The following is a 21,939-nucleotide window of genomic DNA, read 5'->3' on the forward strand; positions in this document are numbered from 1 at the left end:
CCGCCCGAGCGGACCGGCCGGGTCGCGCCCGAGGTCGCGGACCAGCTGCGGGCGCGGCGCGGCGAGCTCGCCGACGCGTGTGGGCTCCTGGCCGAGTCCCCGGTCCCGTCCACCTGGCAGCACGGCGACCTCCACCAGGACAACCTGCGCGACACCGGCGACGGGATCGCGTTCTTCGACCTCGGCGACGGCATGTGGTCCCACGCCGTCGAGGTCCTGTGCGTCCCCCACGGGGTCGTGACGGACACCGGCGGCATCGACTGGGCGGACGTCGCGAGGGCCTGGTGCGAGGTCTGGGAGGTCGAGCGTCCGCACTTCGACGAGCTGTGGCGCGCCTCGGGCTTCACGCACGCGGTGAACCGCGCGGTGACGTGGCACCGCGCCCTCGCGACGGCGACCACCGAGGAGGTCCTCGAGTGGGGCAACGCCGTCGAGCACCACCTGACCTCGATGCTGGACGCATGATGCCCGTTCCCCTGCCGCCGTCCCCGTGGGCCTTCGAGCCGAGCGAGTGGCCGGACGACGACTGCATCGCCGGCGGCGCCGACCTCGAGCCCGAGACCTTGGTGGACGCCTACCGGCGCGGAGCGTTCCCGATGCCGCACGGGCGGCGGCTGCTGTGGTGGTCGCCCCTGGAACGCGGGGTGCTGGGGCCCGGCGACCTGCGGGTCTCGCGGTCGCTGCGCCGGTCGATGCGCGACTTCACGATCACGGTCGACACCGACTTCGAGGCCGTCATCGACGCCTGCGCGGATCGCCGCCGACCGGGTCGGTGGATCAACGCCGCGATCCGATCGGCCTACGTGCGACTGCACGACCTGGGCTATGCGCACAGCGTCGAGACCCGCGACGAGGACGGCGCGCTGGTGGGCGGGCTGTACGGCATCGGTGTCGGCTCGCTGTTCGCGGGCGAATCAATGTTCCACCACCGCACCGACGCCTCCAAGGCCGCTCTCGTGGCCCTCGTCGAGCGCATGTCGGCGCTGCCGGACTGGCTCGTGGACACGCAGTGGCAGACGCCGCACCTGGCCTCGCTGGGGGTGAGGGTCGTCCCACGCGGGACCTACCTCGCGCAGATCACGACCCTGGTCGACGGTCCGACACCCGTTTGGGGCTGAAATCTCGCGACACGCCGTGGGTACCCCGGGTCGGAGGGCCGCTGCGTCGTCCCTAGACTGACGAGCGACCCATCAATCCATTTCAGGAGCAGAATCGTGGCACTTTCCCGCAACGATCTCGTGGCCAAGCTGGCCGAGAAGACCGGCAGCACCAAGAAGGACGTCGACGAGTTCGTGACCGCCTTCGCCGAGCTCGTCATCGACTCGGTTGCCCAGGGCGAGAAGATCTCGATCCCGGGTGTCCTCTCGGTCGAGCGCGTCCAGCGCGCCGCCCGCACGGGCCGCAACCCCGCCACCGGCGAGACGATCGACATCCCCGCCGGCTACGGCGTGAAGGTCAGCGCCGGCTCGCGCCTCAAGGCTGCCGCGAAGTAATCCTTCGCGTTCCGACGCCCCCGCCCTGTCCCCAGGGTCGGGGGCGTCGTGCGTGTGTGAGGATTCAGGCGATGACGCCGTACCACCGTCAAGCGCGCGAGTCGCCCGACTTCGAGCACTGGCGCCTGCCCGTCGCCGCCCTCACCGGGATCGGCGCCTACGGGTTCCTGTCGGTCGTGCTGGCCGTCGTGTGGATGGTGGGACTGCTGGTCGCCGGCGTCGACGTGGATGCCTGGCTCGACCTGGCCGGCACCGAGATCGCGCTGGACCGTCCTTCCGTCCTCGCGTTCCAGCTGCTCTCGATCGCGCTGTTGATCCCGTGCGTGCTCGGGCCGATCGCGATCTTCTGGCGACGTCACGTCGGCTACGTGCACTCGGTCCAGGGACGCCTTCGGTGGAGTTGGCTCGGCCTGTGCTGCGCGCTCGCGTTCGCCGTCGTCGGCGCGAGCCTCGGGCTCACGGTGCTGGCGTCGGCGTGGACCGGTGACGAGGTCCGGGTCGACTCGCTCGACGGTGCGGGCGTGGCCGCCCTGGCCGTCGTGCTGCTCGTCGTCCCCTTCCAGGCCGCGGCCGAGGAGTACGTCTTCCGTGGCGGCCTTTTGCAGCTGGTCGGCTCGTGGACGCGCTGGGCCGCGATCCCCGTCGTGCTGACCAGCCTGCTCTTCGCAGCGGGTCACCTCTACGACTTCTGGGGCCTCGTCTCGGTCTTCCTCTTCGGCGTCGTGGCTGCGGTCATGACGATCCGCACGGGCGGTCTCGAGGCCGCGATCGCGCTCCACATCGCCAACAACGTCGTCCTGATGGTGCTGGACGTCCTGGGCCTGGTCGACTCCGGCGGTGAGGGAGCCGGCGTGCTGAACGAGGTGGTCCCCTCCACCGCGATGTGCCTGGTGTTCTGGGCGCTCGTCGAGCTCGGTGCGCGACGCCGGGGCCTGCAGCGCCGTCGTCCCCCGTTGCCCGAGCTGCCGAGGACGCCGGTCCTGCGGTTCGTGCCGCCGCCGCCGTACGTCCCGCCTCCGGGCGAGCTGTCCGCCGCGCCCGTGCCCCCGCCGGTACCGCGGACGGCGCCCACGCCTGTGCGTCCGCTCGTCCCCGAGAACGCTCCGCCGTACCCCGGCGATCCGGGCGTCTGGGGCCGTTGAGCGCCATCGACCGCAGTCGGTGCCGGGTCCCGGTCCGGCCCTGACGGGGCGAGCGAGCGGCCCGTGGGGTGGGTCACCCGCGCAGCGGCGAGGGGTGCGTAACCTCGGGAGGGGCCTTGTCTCCGAGACGGTTGAATGGTTAATTGGTACTACTCACGTTCGCGTGATTGAGGATCGTCGTGCCGCTCCGGCGCCCGGTCGCACGATCTGGCACGCCGCTAGGAGGGTTGATGGTTCACCGGCACGATGTCGTCCGTTTGCCGTTCGAGTCGTCGACCCCCGGCATCGCGCGCACGAAGCTGGCCGCCTTCCTCACCCTCAACCGCACGCCCCTGCCGGTGATCGACAACGCCCTGATCGTGCTGAGCGAGATGATCGCCAACGCCGTGTCCCACGGAGCTCCCGACGCCGACGGCACGATGGAGATCAGCTGGAGCATCCTCGACGGCCACCTGCTGCTCAGCGTGCGCGACGCCGGACACGGCACCGACCTCGTCCCGCGACCCTTCGACGAGGACTCGCTCGGCGGCCGCGGACTCTCGATCATCAGCCGGGTCGCCGACAAGTGGTCGGTCGACCTGTCCGAGGGCACCTGCGTGCGTGCCGAGCTCGCACTGGCCTGACCTCGGCCGTCCACCCCGGGGCGGATAGCGTGTCGCCATGGGCAAGAAGTCGAGACGGATCAAGCCGGCCAAGCAGCGGATGCCGTTCGTGGCGCGCACCTTCGAGGGACTCCCGTCCGAGGGTGACTGGGTCGCCCTGCGCGAGTTCGTCCCGTCGGCCACCGCGACGACGACGCTGAAGGACGGTCGCACGGTGCGCATCTGCACCCTGCTGCCGGGAGCCGGCGCGGGCCTCGTCCGCCCGGACGGCGAGATCTGGGTGGGCCTGCAGGTCATGCACAACCACGGCGACATCAGCCGCGACCTGGCCCACGTCATCGAGATCGCCGGCGACACCGAGCCGGGCACGCCGATCCGGATGACCCCGCCCGGGGTGGGTGCCCGCCTGCAGGACCTCGTCGATCCCGGTGCGGGCTTCGACGTGGAGCTGCACGACGGCTTCGACTGGTGGCTCGTGCCGGAGGACCGTGAGTCCGGTGCGGCCGCCGCGGCCCTCGAGGAGGCCAACGCCACCATCGCGCCCACCACGCGACTGGGCGCGACCGACTCGGCCTACGTCACCGACATGGGCGACCACGCGTACCTGCGCTGGATCATGCTCCACGACGAGACGCCCCTGCTGGACGCGTTCGCGCGGCTGCGGGCGGCCGACGACGACGCGATCGTCGACGGGACCACCCTGATCGGCATCTTCCGCGCCCACGGGCTGCTGGTGCCGGTGTGGGAGCTCGACGGCGTCGGCCCGGACGAGCTCGACGCCGCCGTGCCCGCGTTCGCGACGAAGCTCGACGAGGCCATGGCGGCCACCGGCGAGCTGTCGGCCGCCGAGCGCACCGCTCGGCGCGACCTCGTCAGCCGTCAGGTGACGATCCGCTGACCCGCGACCCGCAACCGGTGTGGAACGCGCCACTTCCGCCCCAGCGGGTTCGCGCCGAGCGCGGGGGTTGCCCCTAGGCTGAACGCGTGGACTGGAACGACTACGACGCCGCCCTGTTCGACCTCGACGGAGTGATCACCCCCACGGCCGAGGTCCACCAACGAGCCTGGGGCCGGATGTTCACCGACTTCCTGGCCGATCACCCGGATGCTGAGCCCTACGGCGACGACGACTACTTCGCGTACGTCGACGGCAAGCCGCGGTACGAGGGCGTCCAGTCGTTCCTCGAGTCCCGTGGCATCGACCTGCCGTACGGCGACCCGTCGGACGACCCGGCCGAGCAGACCGTCTGCGCGCTGGGCAACCGCAAGAACGACTACTTCTCCGACGTGCTGCGCACCGACGGCGTCGAGGCGTACCCGGGCTCCGTCGCGCTGCTCGATGCGCTGGAGGAACGAGGGGTGAAGGCGGCACTCGTCTCCAGCTCGCGCAACGCCCGCAAGGTGATCGAGGCGGCCGGCGTGGCCGAGCGCTTCGAGGTCGTCATCGACGGCGAGGTCGCGGCCGCCGAGGGCATCGCGGGCAAGCCCCGCCCCGACACGTACTCGGCCGCCGCAGAGCGGCTCGGCGTCCCGACGACCCGGTCGGTCGTCCTCGAGGACGCGGTCTCCGGCGTCCAGGCCGGCGCTGCCGGCGACTTCGGGCTGGTGGTCGGCGTGGATCGTGGTGCCGGGGCCGAGACGTTGCGCCGCAACGGCGCCGACATCGTCGTGAGCGACCTGGCGGAGCTGTTGTGAACCGGCGTCCCGAAGCGCCCACCGAAGAGGACTATCTCGATCGCACGCGCTGGCCGGCCGACCCCTGGCGGCTGATCGAGGCGACTCCCGACCAGACCGACCTGGGCGTCAGCGAGACCCTCTTCGCGATCGGCAACGGGTACCTGGGCATGCGGGGCAACGTCACCGAGGGACGCGACTCGCACACGCACGGCACCTTCATCAACGGCTTCCACGAGACGTGGCCCATCCACCACGCCGAGGAGGCATTCGGCTTCGCCCGCGTGGGCCAGACGATCGTCAACGCCCCCGATGCCAAGGTCATCCGCCTGTACGTCGACGACGAGCCGCTCCTGCTCAGCGTCGCCGACCTGCTGCAGTACGAGCGCTCGCTGGACTTCCGCGACGGCGTCCTGAGCCGCGAGATCATCTGGCGAACCCCGTCGAACAAGCGCGTGCACGTCGTCGCCAAGAGGATGGTGTCGTTCACCGAGCGGCATCTCGCGGTGCTCGAGTTCGAGGTCACGATGCTCGACGCCAAGGCGCCGATCGCGATCTCGTCGCAGATCCTCAACCGCCAGGACGGCGAGGACGAGTACCACGTCCGCTCCAAGGCGATGGGCGAAGGACACGACCCCCGCAAGTCCGAGGGCTTCGACCGCCGCGTGCTCGAGCCCAAGCACAGTTGGGGAGATGCCGAGGAGGCTCGCGTCTCACTCGGCTACCGCGCCGTCGAGAGCGGCATGACCCTCGCGGTGGCCGCCGACCACTTCCTCGAGACCGAGAACCAGTACACGCAGCGCGTCCACGTGGACGACGACCTGGCCAAGATGACCTACCGGATCGCCGCCGAGCCCGGCAAGACCATCCGGCTGACGAAGCTGGTCGCCTATCACACGTCGCGAGGCGTCCCCGTGCGTGAGTTGGTCGACCGGTGCCGCCGCACCCTCGACCGCGCCCACGACGCGGGCATCGAAGTGCTCTACAGCGACCAGCGCGCGTGGCTCGGCGACTTCTGGACACGGTCCGACGTCGAGGTCCCCGGCCATCTCGAGGTCCAGCAGGCGATTCGCTGGAACCTGTTCCAGGTGGCCCAGGCCAGCGCCCGGGCCGAGGGTGCCGGCATCCCCGCCAAGGGCGTGACGGGCTCCGGGTACAGCGGCCACTACTTCTGGGACACCGAGATCTACGTCCTGCCGTTCCTGACCTACACGAACCCCGACCACGCCCGCAACGCCCTGCGGTTCCGGCACAGCCTGCTCGACGCCGCGCGGCGCCGGGCCCGCGAGATGTCCCAGTCGGGCGCCCTGTTCCCGTGGCGCACGATCAACGGCGAGGAGGCGTCGGCCTTCTTCGCCGCCGGCACCGCGCAGTACCACATCGACGCGGACATCGCGTATGCCGTGACCCAGTACTACCTCGCCACGAACGACGAGGACTTCATGATCCGCCAGGGCATCGACGTGCTGGTCGAGACGGCGCGCATGTGGCTGGACCTGGGCTTCTGGCGCGACGAGGAGGTGGGCACGTTCCACATCCACGGTGTCACCGGACCCGACGAGTACACGACCGTCGTGAACGACAACCTGTTCACGAACGTGATGGCCCGGTTCAACCTGCGCGCCGCGGCGCTGGCCGTCACCCGGCTGGCCGAGCGCGACGGACCGGCCTACGACCAGATGGTCACCCGGCTCGCCCTCGACGACCACGAGGTCGCCCGGTGGGAGCGCGCCGCGCGGGACATGGCGATCCCCTACGACGAGGCCCTCGGGGTCCACCCGCAGGACCAGCACTTCCTCGAGCGCGAGGTCTGGGACCTGGACAACACTCCGGAGGACATGCGGCCCCTGCTGCTGCATTACCACCCGCTGGTGATCTACCGCTTCCAGGTGATCAAGCAGGCCGACGTGGTGCTGGCGCTGTACCTGCAGGGCAAGCACTTCACGGCCGAGCAGAAGCGGGCCGACTTCGAGTACTACGACCCGGTCACGACCGGCGACTCCACGCTGTCGGCGGTCGTGCAGTCGATCATCGCCGCCGAGGTGGGCTACCGCGACCTCGCGTTCAACTACTTCCTCGGGGCGCTGTTCGTCGACCTGGGCGATCGCCACAAGAACACCACCGACGGCGTCCACGTCGCCTCCACCGGCGGCGTCTGGAGCGTGCTGGTCGGTGGCTTCGGCGGCTTCCGCGACCACCAGGGCGAGTTCACGATCGATCCGCGCCTGCCGGACCTGTGGCACGAGCTCACGTACCGAGTGACGATCCAGGGCACCCGCGTTCGCGTGACGGTGCGCCAGGACGAGCTCGAGCTCGAGGTCGAGGACCAGCAGGAGAATGGGGTCGGCGAGCTCGTCGATCCCGTGATCAGCGTCCGCGGCGAGGCCGTCACGGTGAAGCCGGACGCACCCGTCGTGATCCCGCTCGACGGCCAGGGCCCGAACATCGCCGGCACGCCGCCGCGCGTGGCCGGCCGGCGCCGCGCCGACGGCACGATCATCACGGCGATCGTGCCGGGGGGCTGACCGACGGTCAGACGACGGGAGGCAGGACCGACGGGACGCGCACCAGCAGCTCGCCGGGGTGGATCTCGGCGGTGATCTCCTGCCCCTCGCCGGCAGGATCGCCGTCCAGCTGCATGGGCACGGGCTTCTCGGCCCGCACCAGCACGCGCTGGCCGCACAGCCGGGTCAGGCGCTTGTCGTTGCTCTTGCGGCGGGTGACCACACGCGCCACGATCGACAGCCAGCCGATGAACCGCTTCGGCGCGACCACGACGACGTCGAGCATCCCATCGTCGATCTGCGCGTCGGGCAGCAGGGGGATCCCGCCCTGCAGGAAGCCGACGTTGCCGACCACGACCGTGCGCGCCTTGAACGTCACGGGAGGCTGGTCGTCGATCGTGATCTCGACCTTCGTGCGGGGGAACGTGATCGCCTTGACGCCCGAGACGAAGTACGCGAGGTAGCCGACGCGCTTCTTCAGGTCCTCGTTGACGCCGGTCATGATCATGGCGTCCATGCCCAGTCCGGCCATGACGAGGAACGAGGTGCGGTCGCCGCCGTCGGTGGCGAAGGACGCGATGTCGATCGCGCGGTCCTGTCCGCCGAACACGACGTCGAGCGCATCGCGCGTGTTGACGGGGATGTCGAGGTTCCGCGCGAGCAGGTTGCCCGTGCCGTGCGGCAGGACGCCGATCGCGACGCCCGATCGCGCGGCGGTCTCGCACACCGCGCGCACGGTGCCGTCGCCGCCCGCGGCGATCACCAGGTCGACATCGGCCTCGAGGGCCGCACGCGTCTGACCGTGGCCCGGATCCGCGATCGAGGTCTCGTACCAGCGCGGCTCGTCCCAGCCGTGCGAGGCGCCGACCTGGCGCACCTTGGCCTTGAAGTCCTCGACGTCCCCGACCTTGCTCGGGTTGAGCACGACGGCGGCGCGACGACGGCCCGAGCCCGTCGTGACCGCCAGCTCGGACGGCAGGCGGCCCCGGCCGCTGACCAGGACCTGCCACACCGCCAGGGTCACGACGGTCCCGAAGCACAGGCCCGCCGTCACGTCGCTGAGGTAGTGCACGCCCAGGAAGACCCGGTCGGCCGCCACCAGCAGGGCCAGCACGATCCACAGCGCCAGCAGCAGGCGGCGGCGCAGTCCTCGCCCGGTCAGGACGATGGTCATCAGGGCCACGACGGTGAAGAACAGGCCCGCGCCCGCGGAATGACCGCTGGGGAACGAGTAGCCGCCGATCTCGTGCAACGGCAGGTCCCACACGGGGCGCTCGCGACGGACGACCAGCTTGATCAGGGCGTTGCCGCCCAGGACCAGGACAGCGCTGACGACGACCCAGATCGAGAGCAGCCGCTCGTTGCGCCACCACAGCAGGCCGGCCAGGATCGCCAGCACCACGCCGACCGACCAGTTGCTGGTGACGGCCGCGACGACGTCCAGCAGCGCCACGAGCCAGTCGCGCGGGGCCGAGACGTCGTAGGCCCACTCGGCGACGGACTGGTCGAGCTCCATCAACGGCTGCCACGTGGTCGCGACCATGACGGCCAGGACCAGGAAGACCACGGACCCGATCGCGAGGAGTGCGGGGGTGAGGAGCGGCCGGTCGCCGTCTGCGCGGCGCAGGTCGATCGTCACGGTGTTCCTCTCGTCGGGGTGCTCGACTCAGGGTATCGGCGCCCCGGCGACGGCGCCGTCAGGACTGCGCCGTCACGCCGGGCCCGGACCGGCCTCGCTAGGCTGGCAGCGTGATCGATCCCCGACTGTTGCGCGACGAACCCGACCTGCTGCGAGCCGCCCAGGAGCGCCGGGGCGAGTCGTCGCAGCTCGTCGACGACCTCATCACCGCCGACGAGGCCCGCCGCGCCTCCATCGTGACCTTCGAGGCGGTCCGCTCCGAGCAGAAGCAGCTCGGCAAGCAGATCCCGAAGGCACAGGGCGACGAGAAGCAGGCGCTGTTGACGCGCACCAAGGAGCTCAGCACCGAGGTCAAGGCCGCCGAGGCCGCCCAGTCCGAGGCCGCGAAGGCGTTCGAGGACCTGCTCAAGTCGCTCCCGAACGTCGCGACCGAGGCCCCGCCCGGCGGCGAGGACGACTTCGTCGTGCTGGAGGAGGTGGGCACGCCGCGCGACTTCGCGGCCGAGGGCTTCGAGCCCCGCGACCACCTCGAGCTCGGCGAGATGCTCGGCGCGATCGACATGGAGCGCGGTGCCAAGGTCAGCGGCTCGCGCTTCTATTACCTCACCGGCGTCGGGGCCCAGCTCGAGCTCGCGCTCGTGCAGCTGGCGATGTCGACCGCCGCCGAGTGGGGCTTCACGCCGATGATCCCGCCCGCGCTGGTCAAGCCGCAGGCGATGGAAGGCACCGGCTTCCTCGGCCAGGCGGCCGACGACGTGTACCGCCTCGAGAAGGATGACCTGTACCTCGTCGGCACGTCCGAGGTGCCGCTCGCGGCCTATCACGGCGGCGAGATCCTGCCGACCGAGTCGCTGCCGCGGCGCTACGCCGCCTTCAGCCCGTGCTTCCGGCGCGAGGCCGGCTCGTACGGCAAGGACACCCGGGGCATCTTCCGCGTGCACTGGTTCGACAAGGTCGAGATGTTCGTCTACACGACCCTCGAGGAAGCCGCCGCCGAGCACCAGCGCCTGCTCGGCTGGGAGAAGGCGTGGCTCGAGAAGCTCGAGCTGCCGTTCCGCGTCATCGACGTGGCCGCCGGAGACCTGGGCCTGTCGGCCGTCCGCAAGTTCGACTGTGAGGCGTGGATCCCCACGCAGGGCAAGTACCGCGAGCTGTCGTCCGCCTCGAACTGCACCGAGTTCCAGGCGCGCCGCCTCGACGTGCGCACCCGGGCGACCGGCGAGGACAGCACGTCGCACGTCGCCACCCTCAACGGCACCCTGTGCGCCATGACCCGCACGATCGTGGCGCTGCTCGAGAACGGCCAGCAGGCCGACGGCTCCGTCCGCCTGCCGGCCGCGCTCCACCCGTACCTCGGCGAGGTCCTGCGGCCCCTCGGGAACGGGGTGAGCTGAGTGACCTGGCGTCCGAAGCTCGTCGCGCTCGACGTCGACGGCACGATCGTCAACCACCTCAACGAGCTCAGCCCGTCCGTGAAGGAGGCCGTGCTGGCGATCCGCGCGCAGGGCATCCCGGTCGTCATCGCCACCGGCCGCGCCGTTCCCGGCGTCTACGACGTGTTGGACAAGCTGGGCTTCCGCGAGGGCCTGGGCATCGCCAGCAACGGCTCGGTGGTGTTCGAGGTGGACCCGTTCGAGCTCGTCCACACCACCACGTTCGACGCGCGCGAGGCGGTCCGCCGCGTGCTCGAGCGCGTGCCGGAGGCGCTGGTCGCGGTCGAGGAGGTCGGCGTCGGCTACCGCGTCAACCGCGCGTTCCCCCACGGTGAGATCACCGGCGAGATCATCCTCGACGAGGTCGAGCGCATGGTGTCGCAGCCCGTCACCCGCGTGGTCGTCCGCGCGCCCGACCACTCGCGTGAGGAGTTCTCGGCGATGGTCGAGGACCTCGGGCTCGACGGCACGAACTACTACATCGGCTACACCGCGTGGCTCGACCTCGCGCCCGAGGGCGTCTCCAAGGCCTCGGGGCTGGACGAGGTGTGCCGCCGGATGGGCCTGACCGCGGCGGACGTGCTCGCCGTCGGCGACGGCAACAACGACCTCGAGATGATCCAGTGGGCCGGTCGCGGCGTCGCGATGGCCCAGGGCTCGGCCGACCTCATCGCGGTCGCCGACGACGTCGCCGGGCCCGTTGAGGAGGACGGCCTCGCCGACGAGCTTCGTCGCTGGCTGGACTGACGGTTTCCCCGGTTAAGTAGGTTCTCTGGCACTTCACGAGGGTTGCAACCCTCGTGAAGTGCCAGGAAACGCACTTAACCGGGGAAACTTCCAGCCGCCCACCGCTCGCCGCACGACAGGGGCCGCTCGTCGGTGTGGTCTGGCGCACATGCGGGGTGATGGGGCACCGTAAAGTCGTCGGCAGTTGTGATCCGCGACACCCCACACCCCCGCGCCAGGAGGCCCACTCGTGACTCAGACCGGTATCGACAACCTCGCCCACGAGGACCGCAGCTTCGAGCCGCCGGCCGAGCTGGCCGCGAACGCCAACGTCACCGCCGAGGCGTTCGATCGCGCCGCCGAGGACCGGCTGGGCTTCTGGGCCGAACAGGCCGGTCGCCTGACGTGGGACACGCCGTTCACCGAGGTCCTCGACTGGACGAACCCCCCGTTCGCGAAGTGGTTCGTCGGCGGCAAGCTGAACGTCGCGTACAACTGCGTCGACCGCCACGTCGAGAACGGCCTGGGCGACAAGGTCGCGTTCCACTTCGTCGGCGAGCCCGGCGACACCCGCGACATCACGTACGCCCAGCTCAAGGACGAGGTCTCCAAGGCCGCCAACGCCATCACCGAGCTCGGCATCGAGGCCGGCGACCGCGTGGCGATCTACCTGCCGATGATCCCGGAGGCCGTCATCGCCATGCTGGCGTGCGCCCGCCTCGGCGCCCCGCACACGGTCGTCTTCGGCGGCTTCAGCTCCGACGCGCTGGCCAGCCGGGTCGAGGACTGCGAGGCCAAGCTGGTCATCACCGCCGACGGCGGCTACCGGCGCGGCAGTCCGTCCGCGCTCAAGCCGGCCGTGGACGAGGCGATCGCGAAGCTCGGCGACAAGAGCCCGGTCGAGAACGTGCTGGTCGTACGCCGCACGGGTCAGGAGGTCGCCTTCGACCAGGACATCGACGTGTGGTGGGACGAGCTGGTCGACGAGTCCTCGCCGGACCACACGCCGGAGGCGTTCGACGCGGAGCACCCGCTCTATGTCATGTACACGTCGGGCACCACGGGCAAGCCCAAGGGCATCCTGCACACGTCCGGCGGCTACCTGACGCAGTGCGCGTACACCTTCGACGCGGTCTTCGACCACAAGCGCGACACGGACGTGTTCTGGTGCACGGCCGACGTCGGCTGGGTCACGGGCCACTCGTACATCGTCTACGGCCCGACGGCCGAGGGCGCGACGCAGGTGCTCTACGAGGGCACCCCCGACTCGCCCCACAAGGGCCGCTGGTGGGAGATCATCCAGGAGAAGAAGGTCACGATCTTCTACACCGCTCCCACCGCCATCCGCACGTTCATGAAGTGGGGCGACGACATCCCGGCCCAGTACGACATGTCCACGCTGCGCATCCTGGGCTCGGTGGGCGAGTCCATCAACCCCGAGGCCTACGTCTGGTACCGCACGAACATCGGCGGCGACCGCACCCCGATCGTCGACACGTGGTGGCAGACCGAGACCGGCGCGCACATGCTCAGCCCGCTGCCCGGCGTCACCGTCGCGAAGCCCGGCTCGGCCATGGGCCCGCTGCCCGGGATCAGTGCCGAGGTCGTCGACGACGCCGGCAAGCCCGTGGGCAACGGCGAGGGCGGCTACCTGGTGCTCACCGAGCCGTGGCCGGCGATGCTGCGGACGATCTGGGGCGACGACCAGCGATTCAAGGACACGTACTGGTCGCGCTTCAAGGACGTCTACTTCGCGGGCGACGGCGCCAAGAAGGACGCGGACGGCGCGATCTGGCTGCTGGGCCGCGTCGACGACGTCATGAACGTCTCGGGCCACCGCCTGTCCACCACAGAGATCGAGTCCGCCCTGGTCTCGCACCCCACCGTCGCCGAGGCGGCCGTGGTCGGCGCGACGGACGACACGACGGGCCAGGCCGTCGTCGCGTTCGTCATCCTGCGCGAGTCGGCTGCCGAGTCCACCGAGGAGCACATCGCCGCGCTGCGGAACCACGTCGCCAAGGAGATCGGCCCGATCGCGAAGCCGCGCCAGATCATGGTCGTCCCCGAGCTGCCCAAGACCCGCTCGGGCAAGATCATGCGTCGCCTGCTGCGTGACGTGGCCGAGAACCGCGAGGTCGGCGACGCCACCACGCTGGCCGACTCGTCCGTGATGGAGCTCATCACCGCGGGCCTGAAGAAGCCTGCGGCGAACGACGACTGAGGCACCCACGGCGAGCGCGGCGACCATCACGGGAGGTCGTCGCGCTCGGTTGTGGGTACGCTCACCACTATGACCAAGCCTGCCGACGACCCCACGATCGGACGCCTCGTCGCGGATGTGACGCGGGACCTGTCCTCGATCGTCCAGCACGAGATCGCCTTGGCCAAGTCCGAGCTGCGCATCAGCGTGAAGGCCGGCGGCATGGGTGCCGCCCTCGTCGCGGTGGCGGCGTTCCTGCTGCTGATCGTGCTGATCCTGGCGTCCGTGACGATCGCGTACTTCATCACGATGGCCGGGCTGCACCCCGCGTGGGCGTTCCTCATCGTGACGGCGTTCTACCTCCTGCTGGCCGTCGTGCTCCTGTTCGTCGCCTGGCGCCGCTTCAAGAAGATCCGCGCGCCCGAGAAGACGATCGGCGCGGCCCGTCAGATTCCGTCGGCCCTGAAGCCGGGACCGCCCGCCGGGAACCGGATCAGGAGCGCAGCGCGCGACTAGCGAGACCCAGACCGGCGACGACGACCCCGACCAGGGCGACCCACAGGAGCGTGGGGTCCAGTGAGGCGACGACCCGCTCGGTCACCACGTTGCTGAGCGCGCGACCGTGGGCGGTCGTCTCGCTGTTGCGGTCGACGAAGGACGGCAGCAGGGTGCGTCCGGCGAGCCACCAGGCACCGGCGGCCAGGACGGCACCCAGGCCCAGCGCCGCGAGCATCGTGGAGCGCCTCCGGGCGGCGACGAGCGCGAGCAGCGCAGCCACCGCACCCACGACCGCCGCGACCAGCGCGAGCGATCCCGCACGCGACGTGGCCTCGACGAACGGGCCGGGGTCCTCCTCGTTCACCACGACCAGCAGCTCGTCCGGGGAGGGCACGGGGACCGGGATCGTCCTGCTCACCTCGTCCACCGCCACGTCGATGATGGGCGCGACGTCGACCCGCACGTCGGTGGGCGTCGGCTCCGAGTAGAGCCGGCGGTGAGTGTCCCGCACGGTGGCGCGCCACGCGTCGTCCCAGCCGTCCGAGGACGTGAGGCGCAGCACGGCGCGACTCATGGCGGTGGCCACCGGATCGTGGAACGAGGCAGGCACGGACGGCTGGTCCGCGAACGCCTCGCCCGCGAGGTCGGCCGCCGCCTCCTGGACTTCGGTGTCGTCCCCGAGCCGGGACGCCATCGCCACGAACCCGTCCTCGTCCTGCACGTTCAGGGCGGTCCACCCGGCTCCGATCGTCACGACGAGCGATGCCGTGGCGACGAGCCACATGAGGGCGGCGAATACCCCGCGCATCACGCGCAGCGCCCGGTGGAGACGGTGCGGTCGACGCCGCTGGACTTGCGCGCGATCATCCGGGCCTCCGACGCGGACACGGCGTACCCGGTCTGCCCGTCCGAGATCGACGCCGCGAAGATCACGCCGATCACGTGCCCCCGGGGCGAGATCAGGGGCCCGCCCGAGTTGCCGGACCGCACCAGCGACCGGATCGAGTACACGTCGCGCGACACCCGGCCCTGGCCGTAGATGTCCGGTCCTCGCAGGTCGAGGCGGCCCCGGATCCGCGCCGCCCGCGCGTCGAACGGGCCGTTCTCGGGGAAGCCCAGCACGACGGCCGGGTCGTCCTCCTTCGCCGTCGTGTCCCAGCGCAGCGGCGTGCCGTCGAGACCGGGCACGTCGACGACGGCCAGGTCCAGGTCGCTGTCGAACCACACGGGCCGGGCGTCCAGGCGACGGTCGCCGAGGGTGATCGTGGGCTCGTCGACGCCCGCGATGACGTGGGCGTTCGTCATGACGCGCTCGGGACCGATCACGAATCCCGATCCCTCGATCATGCGGTGGCACTGCGCGCGGCCCAGGACCCGCACGACGCTGTCCCGCGCGGCCTTGACCCCCGGCCGTTGCAGGGTGCGCTCGTCCGGAGGCGCGGTGTCGCGGATGATCTCGGTGTCGAACGGGTCGAGGTAGTGGGGGAAGACGTCGACGGTCAGGGTGTCGGTGAACGAGCGAAGGGCGTCTCCCGCCGGCCGCGGCATCAGCGAGTCCACCCGCGCCAGGACCGTCGAGTCGCGGACCGCGGTGCTGACGTACGGCAGCGTCGAGGCGCTCACGGCGTAGCCCAGCGCCCACGCCGCCGCCATCACGACCGTGGTGCTGAAGACGGCACCGAGGGCGGCGTCCACCGTGCGGGCCTTGCCCCGGCGGATCTTCGCCGCGCGACCGATCATCGTGCCGAGGAAGTTGCCGACACCCGCACAAAGGAAGACGAAGGCGATCGACATGACAGCCGACGTCGCGTCGCCCGAGCTGTCACCGAACAGCTGGGGCGCGAGGCCGATGCCGACGAGGAACCCGATCAACAGGCCACCGGCGGAGAACAGATTCGAGACGAAGCCGTGGATCCAGCCGGTCCAGGCGTACGCGGCGATCAGGACGAGCAGGACGAGGTCGAGCCAGTTCATCGTCACTCCGGCAGGGGTCGGGTCTGCGAGGCGTCCCATGGGCGGTCCCACCCGAGTCGCTCGAAGAGGCGGGAGATGATGCCGGCGGTGAAGCCCCACAGGGGGACGTCCGTGCCGATGTCGAAGCCGGGCCCGGTCCACCCGGACGGGTGCACGATGCTGAACCGGCGCTCAGGGTCGACGAGCAGGTCCAGCGGGGTCGACAGCACGCGTGCCACCTCGGCGGGGTTGTGTGCTTCGAGGGGGCCCGGGTTCGTCCAGTAGCCCAGCACCGGAGTGACGGCGTGGTTGCTGGGCGGGATCCACAGCGTGGGCAGGGTGCCGAAGACCACGACCTCGCGCGGGTCCAGGCCGACCTCCTCCTGCGCCTCGCGCAGGGCGGTGTGCACCGCGTCGCGGTCGGTGTCATCCTGGCGACCGCCGGGGAAGGAGATCTGTCGCGCGTGGCTGCGCAAGGTGGCGGCCCGCTCGGTCAGCAGCAGCTCCCGGCCGTTCTCCCCGTCCGAGAACAGCATCAGCACCGCGGCGGGGCGGGCGTCCTGCGGGGGATGCGGGAAGCGGGGGGCCAGGTGCTCGGCCTCGACGCCGTCCAGCATGTCGGCGAGGGGCTGCAACCAGTCCGGCAGCGAAGTGTGCGCGGTGTCGGTCATGCGGGCCCCTGGGTGGTGACGAGGGCCTCGGCCACCTCGGGATCCGTCGGGCCCGTTCCGTAGGAGGGGCACCACTGGGCGACGGGGCACGCGCCGCACGCGGGCTTGCGCGCGTGGCAGCGTCGCCGGCCGTGCCAGATCACGTGGTGGCACAGCATCGTCCAGTCGCGCCGGGGGAACAGCGCGCCGACGGCGTGCTCGGTCTTGACGGGGTCCTTCGAGGTGGCCTCGTCGACCCACTCCCACCGCCTGACGAGTCGCATGAAGTGCGTGTCCGCGGTGATGCCCGGCACGCCGAACGCGTTGCCGAGCACGACGTTCGCCGTCTTGCGGCCGACGCCGGGCAGCGAGACGAGGTCGGGCAGCCGGCCGGGGACCTCGCCGTCGAAGCGCTCGACGAGGGCGGACGACAGCCCGAGGATGCTCTCGGTCTTGGCCCGGAAGAAGCCCGTGGGCCGGATGATCTCCTCGACCGCGGTGCGCTCGGCACCGGCGAGCGCGGTGGCGTCCGGATAGGCGGCGAACAACGCCGGCGTGATCGCGTTGACGCGGCGGTCGGTGGTCTGCGCCGAGAGGACCGTGGCGACCAGCAGCTGGAAGGGGTCCTCGAAGTCGAGCTCGCACCGCGCGTCGGGGTAGGTCTCGGCGAGGACGCGGTTGATCTTGCGCGCGCGACGGACGAGCGAAGTCGCCGGACGCGGCGTCTCGGGACTCGTCGCAGGGGTCACGATGACACCGTATCCGGGATACGCACACACGCCCGGAGCCGTGTCGAGTGTGATTTGGCTTCCATGTGGGAAACTAACCGTGTGACCGATGATGTTCTGCGCCAAGCTCCTCTGTTCAACGGCCTCGACGACGACGCCTCCGGCGCGCTCGAGTCCTCCATGTCCACGGTGACGTTGCGCCGCGGCGAGATCCTGTTCGGCGAGGGCGACGAGGGCGACCAGCTCTATGTCGTGATCGACGGCAAGATCAAGCTCGGCCGCCGATCCGTCGACGGGCGCGAGAACCTCATCGCGATCCTCGGACCCGGCCAGATGTTCGGCGAGCTCTCGTTCTTCGATCCCGGACCCCGGTCGGCCACCGCCACCGCCGTCACCGACGTCGAGCTGCGCAGCCTCGGACACAGCGCGCTCAACCCGGTGCTGCAGTCGCACCCCGACGTCGCCTACGCCCTGCTGAACCAGCTGGCGGGCCGCCTGCGCCGCACCAACGAGGTCGTCGGCGACCTGGTGTTCTCCGACGTGCCCGGCCGTGTCTCCAAGGCGCTGCTCGACCTCGCCTCGCGCTTCGGGCGTCAGGCCGACGACGGCATCCACGTCAACCACGACCTCACGCAGGAGGAGCTGGCCCAGCTGGTCGGCGCCTCGCGCGAGACGGTCAACAAGGCGCTCGCCGACTTCGCGTCGCGCGGCTGGCTGCGCCTCGAGCCGCGCTCGGTCATCATCCTCGATCTCGAGCGACTCAAGCGCCGCTCGCGCTGAGCGCGTGGACCGAGCCGAGGTCCAGGCGCTCATCCGGGACGAGCGCGCTCGACTGCTGGGGGTCCTTGAGGCGCTGCGTCCCGAGCAGTGGCGGACGACGTCGCGGTGCCCGCGATGGTCGGTGGAAGACGTGGTGGCGCACCTGAGCGCCGCCGCGAGCACGGGCACATCGGCTTGGATCGCCAGCATCGTGCGAGCCCGGTTCGACACGGACCGGCACAACGACCGCCTCATCCGCCGTCACCGCGTAGACACCCCGGCCGAGACGCTTGCGACCTTCCGTGCGCTCGTACCCAGCCGAACCGCCCCGGCCGGCGCCCACGTGGCGATGCTCGGCGAGGTCGTCGTCCACGGCCAGGACATCGTCCGGCCGCTGGGGGTCGAGCTGGTGCCGGACCCGGCCGCCGTGCTGGAGGTCGCGCGCTTCTTCGCCTCGAAGGACTTCGCGGTCAACAGTCGCACGCTGGTCCGGGACCTGTCGCTGGCGGCGGACGACGCGGGGTTCGCCGCGGGCTCGGGACCCGCCGTCACGGGCCCGCTGCTCGAGCTGACCCTGGCGATGGCCGGGCGCTCCGAATCGATCGCGCGGCTCCGGGGGCCCGGCGTCGAGGAGCTGGGCCGCCGCATCGCGGCGGCAGCCTGATCCGGACTCAGGCCTTCAGGTGGTCCAGCTGGGCGCGCACCGACAGTTCGGCGGCGTCCCACAGGACGGGGTCCACGTCCGCGTAGACGGTCTCGACGACCTCGCGCGCGGTCTGCGCGCCGGCGGCCACGGCGGTCCGCACCTGCTCGAGGCGCTCCTCGCGGTGTGACAGGTAGTAGTCCAGCACGGCGGCCGGATCGGCGACGACCGGTCCGTGGCCGGGCAGGATCGTCTCGACCGTGCCGTCGGCGACCAGCGACCGGAAGCGGCGGATCGACTCCAGGTACGGGCCGAGCGCGCCGTCGGGGTGCGCCACGACGGTCGTCCCGGTACCCAGCACCATGTCACCCGTCAGCAGGGCGCGGTCCTGGGGCAGGACGAACGCCACCGAGTCGCGGGTGTGGCCCGGAGCCGCGACGACGTCGATGACGAGCCCGTCGACCGTGATCGTCTCGCCGTCGCGCAGCGGGTCGGCGTCGCGCGTGTACTCGGCCGAGATGGCCCGGGTGGGCGCGCCGGTGGCCGTCACGATCCGCTCGAGGGCGTCCGTGTGGTCCCAGTGGTGGTGCGTGAAGAGCACGAGGGCGACGTCGCCGGCCGCGGCCACGACCGCGTCGATGTGCTCGGCGATGTCGGGCCCGGGGTCGACCACGACCGAGCGGCCGGCGCCGGGCTCGCGCAGGATCCAGGTGTTGGTCCCGTCGAGCGTCATGATGCCCGGGTTGTCCGCCAGGATGAACGACGCTCGCGGGGTGACGACAGTGCTCAAATCTCTTCCTCACGGTTCACGTCGAGCCACCACTGGCCGTCGGCCTGGACCGGCCGCGGCTCGATGGGCCAGATCCGGCGCTCGGCGGAGGCAGGCAGGACGCTGTCGGCGGACAGCGGGGCCAGCTCGCGGCACGTGACCGCGGTGGGCGGCAGCATCGCCGCGTCGCCGGCATCGACGTGCTTCAGCACGGTCGACAACGGGGCCCACAGCGAGTGGTCGGCCTCGAGGCTGACCGAGTCGATCTGCTGGCCCTTCGGGAGCGCGGCCACGAAGAAGCGGGTGTCGTACCGGCGCGGCTCGAAGGCCGGGGTGATCCAGTGGGCCCAGGCGCCCAGCAGATCGGTCCGCAGCACCAGTCCGCGCTCGGCCAGGAAGTGCGCGAACGAGTACCGCTTCTCCTCGAGGTCGTCGCGCGCCTGGTCCATGTCGGTCGTGTCGTCGACGATCGAGTCCGCGTCGGGGCCGGCGAGCAGGACGCCGGTCTCCTCGAAGGTCTCGCGCACGGCGGCGACCACCAGGCGGCGGGCGAGCTCGGGCGTGCACGAGAAGCGCTCGGCCCACACCTCGGGCGGCGGGCCGACCCAGGTCAGCGGCTCGTCGTCGTCCTCCTGGACGCCGCCACCGGGGAACACGTACATGCCCGGCGCGAAGGCCATGCCCGAGTTCCTGCGCATGAGGAAGGCCTCGAGGCCCTCATCACCGTCACGGACGACGGCGATCGTGGCCGCGTCCTTGGTCGGTGCGGCACTGGCGGGATCGAACCCGTCGAGGCGATCCCTCAGCATCGGCGGAACGGGGACGAGCACGTCAGCTCAGCTCGACGATCGCGTCGATCTCGACCGGCGTGTCCATCGGCAGGACCGCGACGCCGACGGCGCTCCGCGCATGGGAGCCGGCCGCGCCGAAGGCGGCCGCGATCAGGTCGCTGGCGCCGTTGGCGACGGCGGGCTGCCCGGTGAAGTCCGGCGCGCTGGCGACGAAGACGCCGAGCTTGACGACCCGGACGACCCGGTCGAGGTCGGCGACCGAGGCGATCGCCGCGATGACGTTGAGCGCGCACAGCTTGGCGTACTCGGCGGCGTCCTCGGGCGAGATCTCGGCGCCGACCTTGCCGGTGGCCGGCAGGGCTCCGTTCACGAACGGCAGCTGGCCCGACGTGTGGACGTAGGAGCCGGTGACGACCGCGGGCACGTACGACGCGACGGGGGCCGCGACCTCGGGGACGGTGAGCCCCAGGGACGCCAGCCGGTCGACGACCGCGCCCATGTCAGGCCACCGGGCGCTTGAAGTAGGCGACGAGGTTCTCGGGGTTCATGCCCGGGACGATCTGCACGAGCTCCCAGCCGTCACGGCCGAAGTTGTCGAGGATCTGCTTGGTCGCATGGACGAGAACCGGTGCCGTCAGGTATTCCCACTTGGTCATGGGCCGACTGTAGCCGCAGCGCTGCGCGGCCTCGACAGAGAACATGTTCGCCCGACCGTCGCTAGGCTCGACCCGTGGCGAACTCGACCCCCCTGCACGTCGTGACGGGCAAGGGCGGCACCGGCAAGACGACGGTGGCCGCCGCGCTCGCGCTGGCCCTCGCGAGCCGAGGGTCGAAGGTCCTGTTGTGCGAGGTCGAGGGCCGCCAGGGGATCGCCCAGCTCTTCGACGTGCCGCCGCTGCCGTACGAGGAGCGACGGATCGCCACGAGTGACGAGGGCGGCCACGTGCACGCGCTCGCGATCGACCCCGAGGCGGCCCTGCTGGAGTACCTCCAGATGTTCTACCGCCTCGGCCGCGCCGGTCGCGCGCTCGACAAGTTCGGCGTCATCGACTTCGCGACGACGATCGCGCCGGGCGTCCGGGACGTCCTGCTGACGGGCAAGATCTACGAGGCCGCACGCCGTCGCACCGGCGACCGGAGCTCGCCGTTCGTCTACGACGCCGTCGTCGTGGACGCCCCGCCGACCGGCCGGATCGCCCGCTTCCTCGGTGTGAACGACGACGTCGCCGGCCTGGCGAAGGTCGGTCCCATCAAGGCCCAGTCCGAGTCGGTCATGACGATGATGCGTGCACCGCAGACCACCGTCCACCTCGTGACGGTGCTGGAGGAGATGCCCGTGCAGGAGACGCTCGACGGGATCGAGGAGCTCACCCGTGAGGGTCTGCCGGTGGGCCACGTCGTCGTCAATCTCAAACGGCCCTCGCTGCTGTCGGCCGACACGATCGAGGCGCTCGACGCCGGCCGGCTGAGCGCGAAGACCGTCGCGCCGGTGCTGGAGAAGGCCGGCCTCCCGCGCGACGCCGCGGACACGCTGGTCGCCGATGGGAAGGGACACGTCGAGCGTCAGCAGCTGCAGGACGAGCAGCAGCAGATCATCGACGGCTGCGGCCGCCCCCATGTCGAGCTGCCGCTGCTGACCGGTGGCATCGACATGGGCGCCCTGCAGGAGCTGGCCGACCTGCTCGCGCCGCTGGCGGAGGATGCGCGGTGAGCCCGGGCCCCACGACGGACGGGC

Annotated in this window: 24 protein-coding genes; 15 read left to right on the forward strand and 9 right to left on the reverse strand. The window is 71.1% G+C overall.

Features of this window, described 5'->3' with window-relative positions:
• The 8 genes from RT323_RS08415 to RT323_RS08450 all read left to right on the forward strand — a co-directional run.
• Window positions 1-465: phosphotransferase (locus RT323_RS08415; RefSeq protein WP_313407002.1), on the forward strand; the 465-nt coding region annotated here is incomplete at its 5' end.
• Window positions 462-1,118 (forward strand): leucyl/phenylalanyl-tRNA--protein transferase, encoded by a 657-nt coding sequence (aat, locus tag RT323_RS08420; protein ID WP_313407005.1) that lies wholly within the window; start codon window positions 462-464, stop codon window positions 1,116-1,118. The genes RT323_RS08415 and aat, both read left to right, overlap by 4 nt.
• 96 nt (window positions 1,119-1,214) lie before the next feature.
• Complete coding sequence (locus tag RT323_RS08425) at window positions 1,215-1,493, forward strand: HU family DNA-binding protein (protein ID WP_313407008.1); 279 nt, start codon at window positions 1,215-1,217, stop codon at window positions 1,491-1,493.
• Between the two features lie 71 nt (window positions 1,494-1,564).
• Window positions 1,565-2,635 (forward strand): type II CAAX endopeptidase family protein, encoded by a 1,071-nt coding sequence (locus tag RT323_RS08430; protein WP_313407010.1) that lies wholly within the window; start codon window positions 1,565-1,567, stop codon window positions 2,633-2,635.
• A 230-nt stretch (window positions 2,636-2,865) separates the two neighbouring features.
• Entirely contained in the window at window positions 2,866-3,258 is a 393-nt protein-coding gene (locus RT323_RS08435; protein ID WP_313407013.1) for an ATP-binding protein, read from the forward strand.
• Window positions 3,259-3,295: 37 nt separating this feature from the next.
• Window positions 3,296-4,135: a DUF5926 family protein gene (locus RT323_RS08440; protein WP_313407015.1), complete on the forward strand. Its 840-nt coding sequence runs from the start codon at window positions 3,296-3,298 to the stop codon at window positions 4,133-4,135.
• An 86-nt stretch (window positions 4,136-4,221) separates the two neighbouring features.
• Window positions 4,222-4,932, forward strand: a complete 711-nt coding sequence (locus RT323_RS08445; protein WP_313407017.1) for a beta-phosphoglucomutase family hydrolase — start codon at window positions 4,222-4,224, stop codon at window positions 4,930-4,932.
• Window positions 4,929-7,436, forward strand: a complete 2,508-nt coding sequence (locus RT323_RS08450; protein WP_313407020.1) for a glycosyl hydrolase family 65 protein — start codon at window positions 4,929-4,931, stop codon at window positions 7,434-7,436. The genes RT323_RS08445 and RT323_RS08450 overlap by 4 nt, the downstream gene beginning before the upstream one ends.
• Before the next feature lie 7 nt (window positions 7,437-7,443).
• Here the strand turns inward: RT323_RS08450 and RT323_RS08455 are convergent, their stop codons facing one another.
• On the reverse strand, window positions 7,444-9,054 hold the full coding sequence (locus tag RT323_RS08455; RefSeq protein ID WP_313407023.1) for a YegS/Rv2252/BmrU family lipid kinase: 1,611 nt from the start codon (window positions 9,052-9,054) through the stop codon (window positions 7,444-7,446).
• A gap of 110 nt (window positions 9,055-9,164) precedes the next feature.
• Between RT323_RS08455 and serS the strand changes: the two genes are divergently transcribed.
• The 4 genes from serS (at window position 9,165) to RT323_RS08475 (ending at window position 13,929) form a co-directional block, all read left to right on the forward strand.
• The gene (serS, locus tag RT323_RS08460; RefSeq protein ID WP_313407026.1) at window positions 9,165-10,448 is read left to right on the forward strand and encodes a serine--tRNA ligase; all 1,284 of its coding nucleotides are present in this window, start codon (window positions 9,165-9,167) and stop codon (window positions 10,446-10,448) included.
• Entirely contained in the window at window positions 10,449-11,234 is a 786-nt protein-coding gene (locus RT323_RS08465) for an HAD family hydrolase (protein WP_313407029.1), read from the forward strand.
• A gap of 229 nt (window positions 11,235-11,463) precedes the next feature.
• Window positions 11,464-13,434 (forward strand): acetate--CoA ligase, encoded by a 1,971-nt coding sequence (gene acs / locus RT323_RS08470; RefSeq protein WP_313407031.1) that lies wholly within the window; start codon window positions 11,464-11,466, stop codon window positions 13,432-13,434.
• A gap of 69 nt (window positions 13,435-13,503) precedes the next feature.
• The gene (locus RT323_RS08475; protein ID WP_313407032.1) at window positions 13,504-13,929 is read left to right on the forward strand and encodes a phage holin family protein; all 426 of its coding nucleotides are present in this window, start codon (window positions 13,504-13,506) and stop codon (window positions 13,927-13,929) included.
• Here the strand turns inward: RT323_RS08475 and RT323_RS08480 are convergent.
• The 4 genes from RT323_RS08480 to nth are packed head-to-tail and all read right to left on the reverse strand — an operon-like array spanning window position 13,907 to window position 17,263.
• The gene (locus RT323_RS08480) at window positions 13,907-14,719 is read right to left on the reverse strand and encodes a hypothetical protein (RefSeq protein ID WP_313407034.1); all 813 of its coding nucleotides are present in this window, start codon (window positions 14,717-14,719) and stop codon (window positions 13,907-13,909) included. The two genes, RT323_RS08475 and RT323_RS08480, sit on opposite strands and share 23 nt — an antisense overlap.
• Window positions 14,719-15,924: a MarP family serine protease gene (locus RT323_RS08485; protein ID WP_313407037.1), complete on the reverse strand. Its 1,206-nt coding sequence runs from the start codon at window positions 15,922-15,924 to the stop codon at window positions 14,719-14,721. The genes RT323_RS08480 and RT323_RS08485 overlap by 1 nt, the downstream gene beginning before the upstream one ends.
• Window positions 15,888-16,535 (reverse strand): CoA pyrophosphatase, encoded by a 648-nt coding sequence (locus tag RT323_RS08490; protein WP_313407039.1) that lies wholly within the window; start codon window positions 16,533-16,535, stop codon window positions 15,888-15,890. The genes RT323_RS08485 and RT323_RS08490 overlap by 37 nt, the downstream gene beginning before the upstream one ends.
• Window positions 16,532-17,263, reverse strand: a complete 732-nt coding sequence (nth, locus tag RT323_RS08495; protein WP_313407042.1) for an endonuclease III — start codon at window positions 17,261-17,263, stop codon at window positions 16,532-16,534. The genes RT323_RS08490 and nth overlap by 4 nt, the downstream gene beginning before the upstream one ends.
• Window positions 17,264-17,326: 63 nt before the next feature.
• On the opposite strand from nth, the gene RT323_RS08500 reads away from it, so the two are divergent.
• Both RT323_RS08500 and RT323_RS08505 read left to right on the forward strand, forming a co-directional pair.
• Window positions 17,327-18,022 (forward strand): Crp/Fnr family transcriptional regulator, encoded by a 696-nt coding sequence (locus tag RT323_RS08500; RefSeq protein WP_313407045.1) that lies wholly within the window; start codon window positions 17,327-17,329, stop codon window positions 18,020-18,022.
• A 4-nt stretch (window positions 18,023-18,026) separates the two neighbouring features.
• Window positions 18,027-18,665, forward strand: a complete 639-nt coding sequence (locus RT323_RS08505) for a maleylpyruvate isomerase family mycothiol-dependent enzyme (protein WP_313407046.1) — start codon at window positions 18,027-18,029, stop codon at window positions 18,663-18,665.
• A 7-nt stretch (window positions 18,666-18,672) separates the two neighbouring features.
• On the opposite strand, the gene RT323_RS08510 is transcribed toward RT323_RS08505, so the two are convergent.
• From RT323_RS08510 to RT323_RS08525, 4 genes are read right to left on the reverse strand one after another with little or no spacing between them, the layout of a single operon-like run.
• Entirely contained in the window at window positions 18,673-19,434 is a 762-nt protein-coding gene (locus RT323_RS08510; protein WP_313407049.1) for an MBL fold metallo-hydrolase, read from the reverse strand.
• The gene (locus RT323_RS08515; RefSeq protein WP_313407051.1) at window positions 19,431-20,243 is read right to left on the reverse strand and encodes an NUDIX hydrolase; all 813 of its coding nucleotides are present in this window, start codon (window positions 20,241-20,243) and stop codon (window positions 19,431-19,433) included. The genes RT323_RS08510 and RT323_RS08515 overlap by 4 nt, the downstream gene beginning before the upstream one ends.
• Window position 20,244: 1 nt before the next feature.
• Window positions 20,245-20,703, reverse strand: coding sequence for a RidA family protein (locus tag RT323_RS08520; protein ID WP_313407053.1), 459 nt, complete (start codon window positions 20,701-20,703; stop codon window positions 20,245-20,247).
• A 1-nt stretch (window position 20,704) separates the two neighbouring features.
• The gene (locus RT323_RS08525) at window positions 20,705-20,860 is read right to left on the reverse strand and encodes a DUF4177 domain-containing protein (RefSeq protein ID WP_153302903.1); all 156 of its coding nucleotides are present in this window, start codon (window positions 20,858-20,860) and stop codon (window positions 20,705-20,707) included.
• 74 nt (window positions 20,861-20,934) lie between these two features.
• Here RT323_RS08525 and RT323_RS08530 point away from each other — a divergent pair, with 74 nt between their 5' ends.
• Window positions 20,935-21,915, forward strand: coding sequence for an ArsA-related P-loop ATPase (locus RT323_RS08530; protein WP_313407061.1), 981 nt, complete (start codon window positions 20,935-20,937; stop codon window positions 21,913-21,915).
• The last annotated feature ends 24 nt before the right edge of the window (window positions 21,916-21,939 follow it).

Origin of the sequence: Aeromicrobium sp., from assembly GCF_032084975.1 — a bacterium.
Classification (GTDB): Bacteria; Actinomycetota; Actinomycetes; order Propionibacteriales; family Nocardioidaceae; genus Aeromicrobium.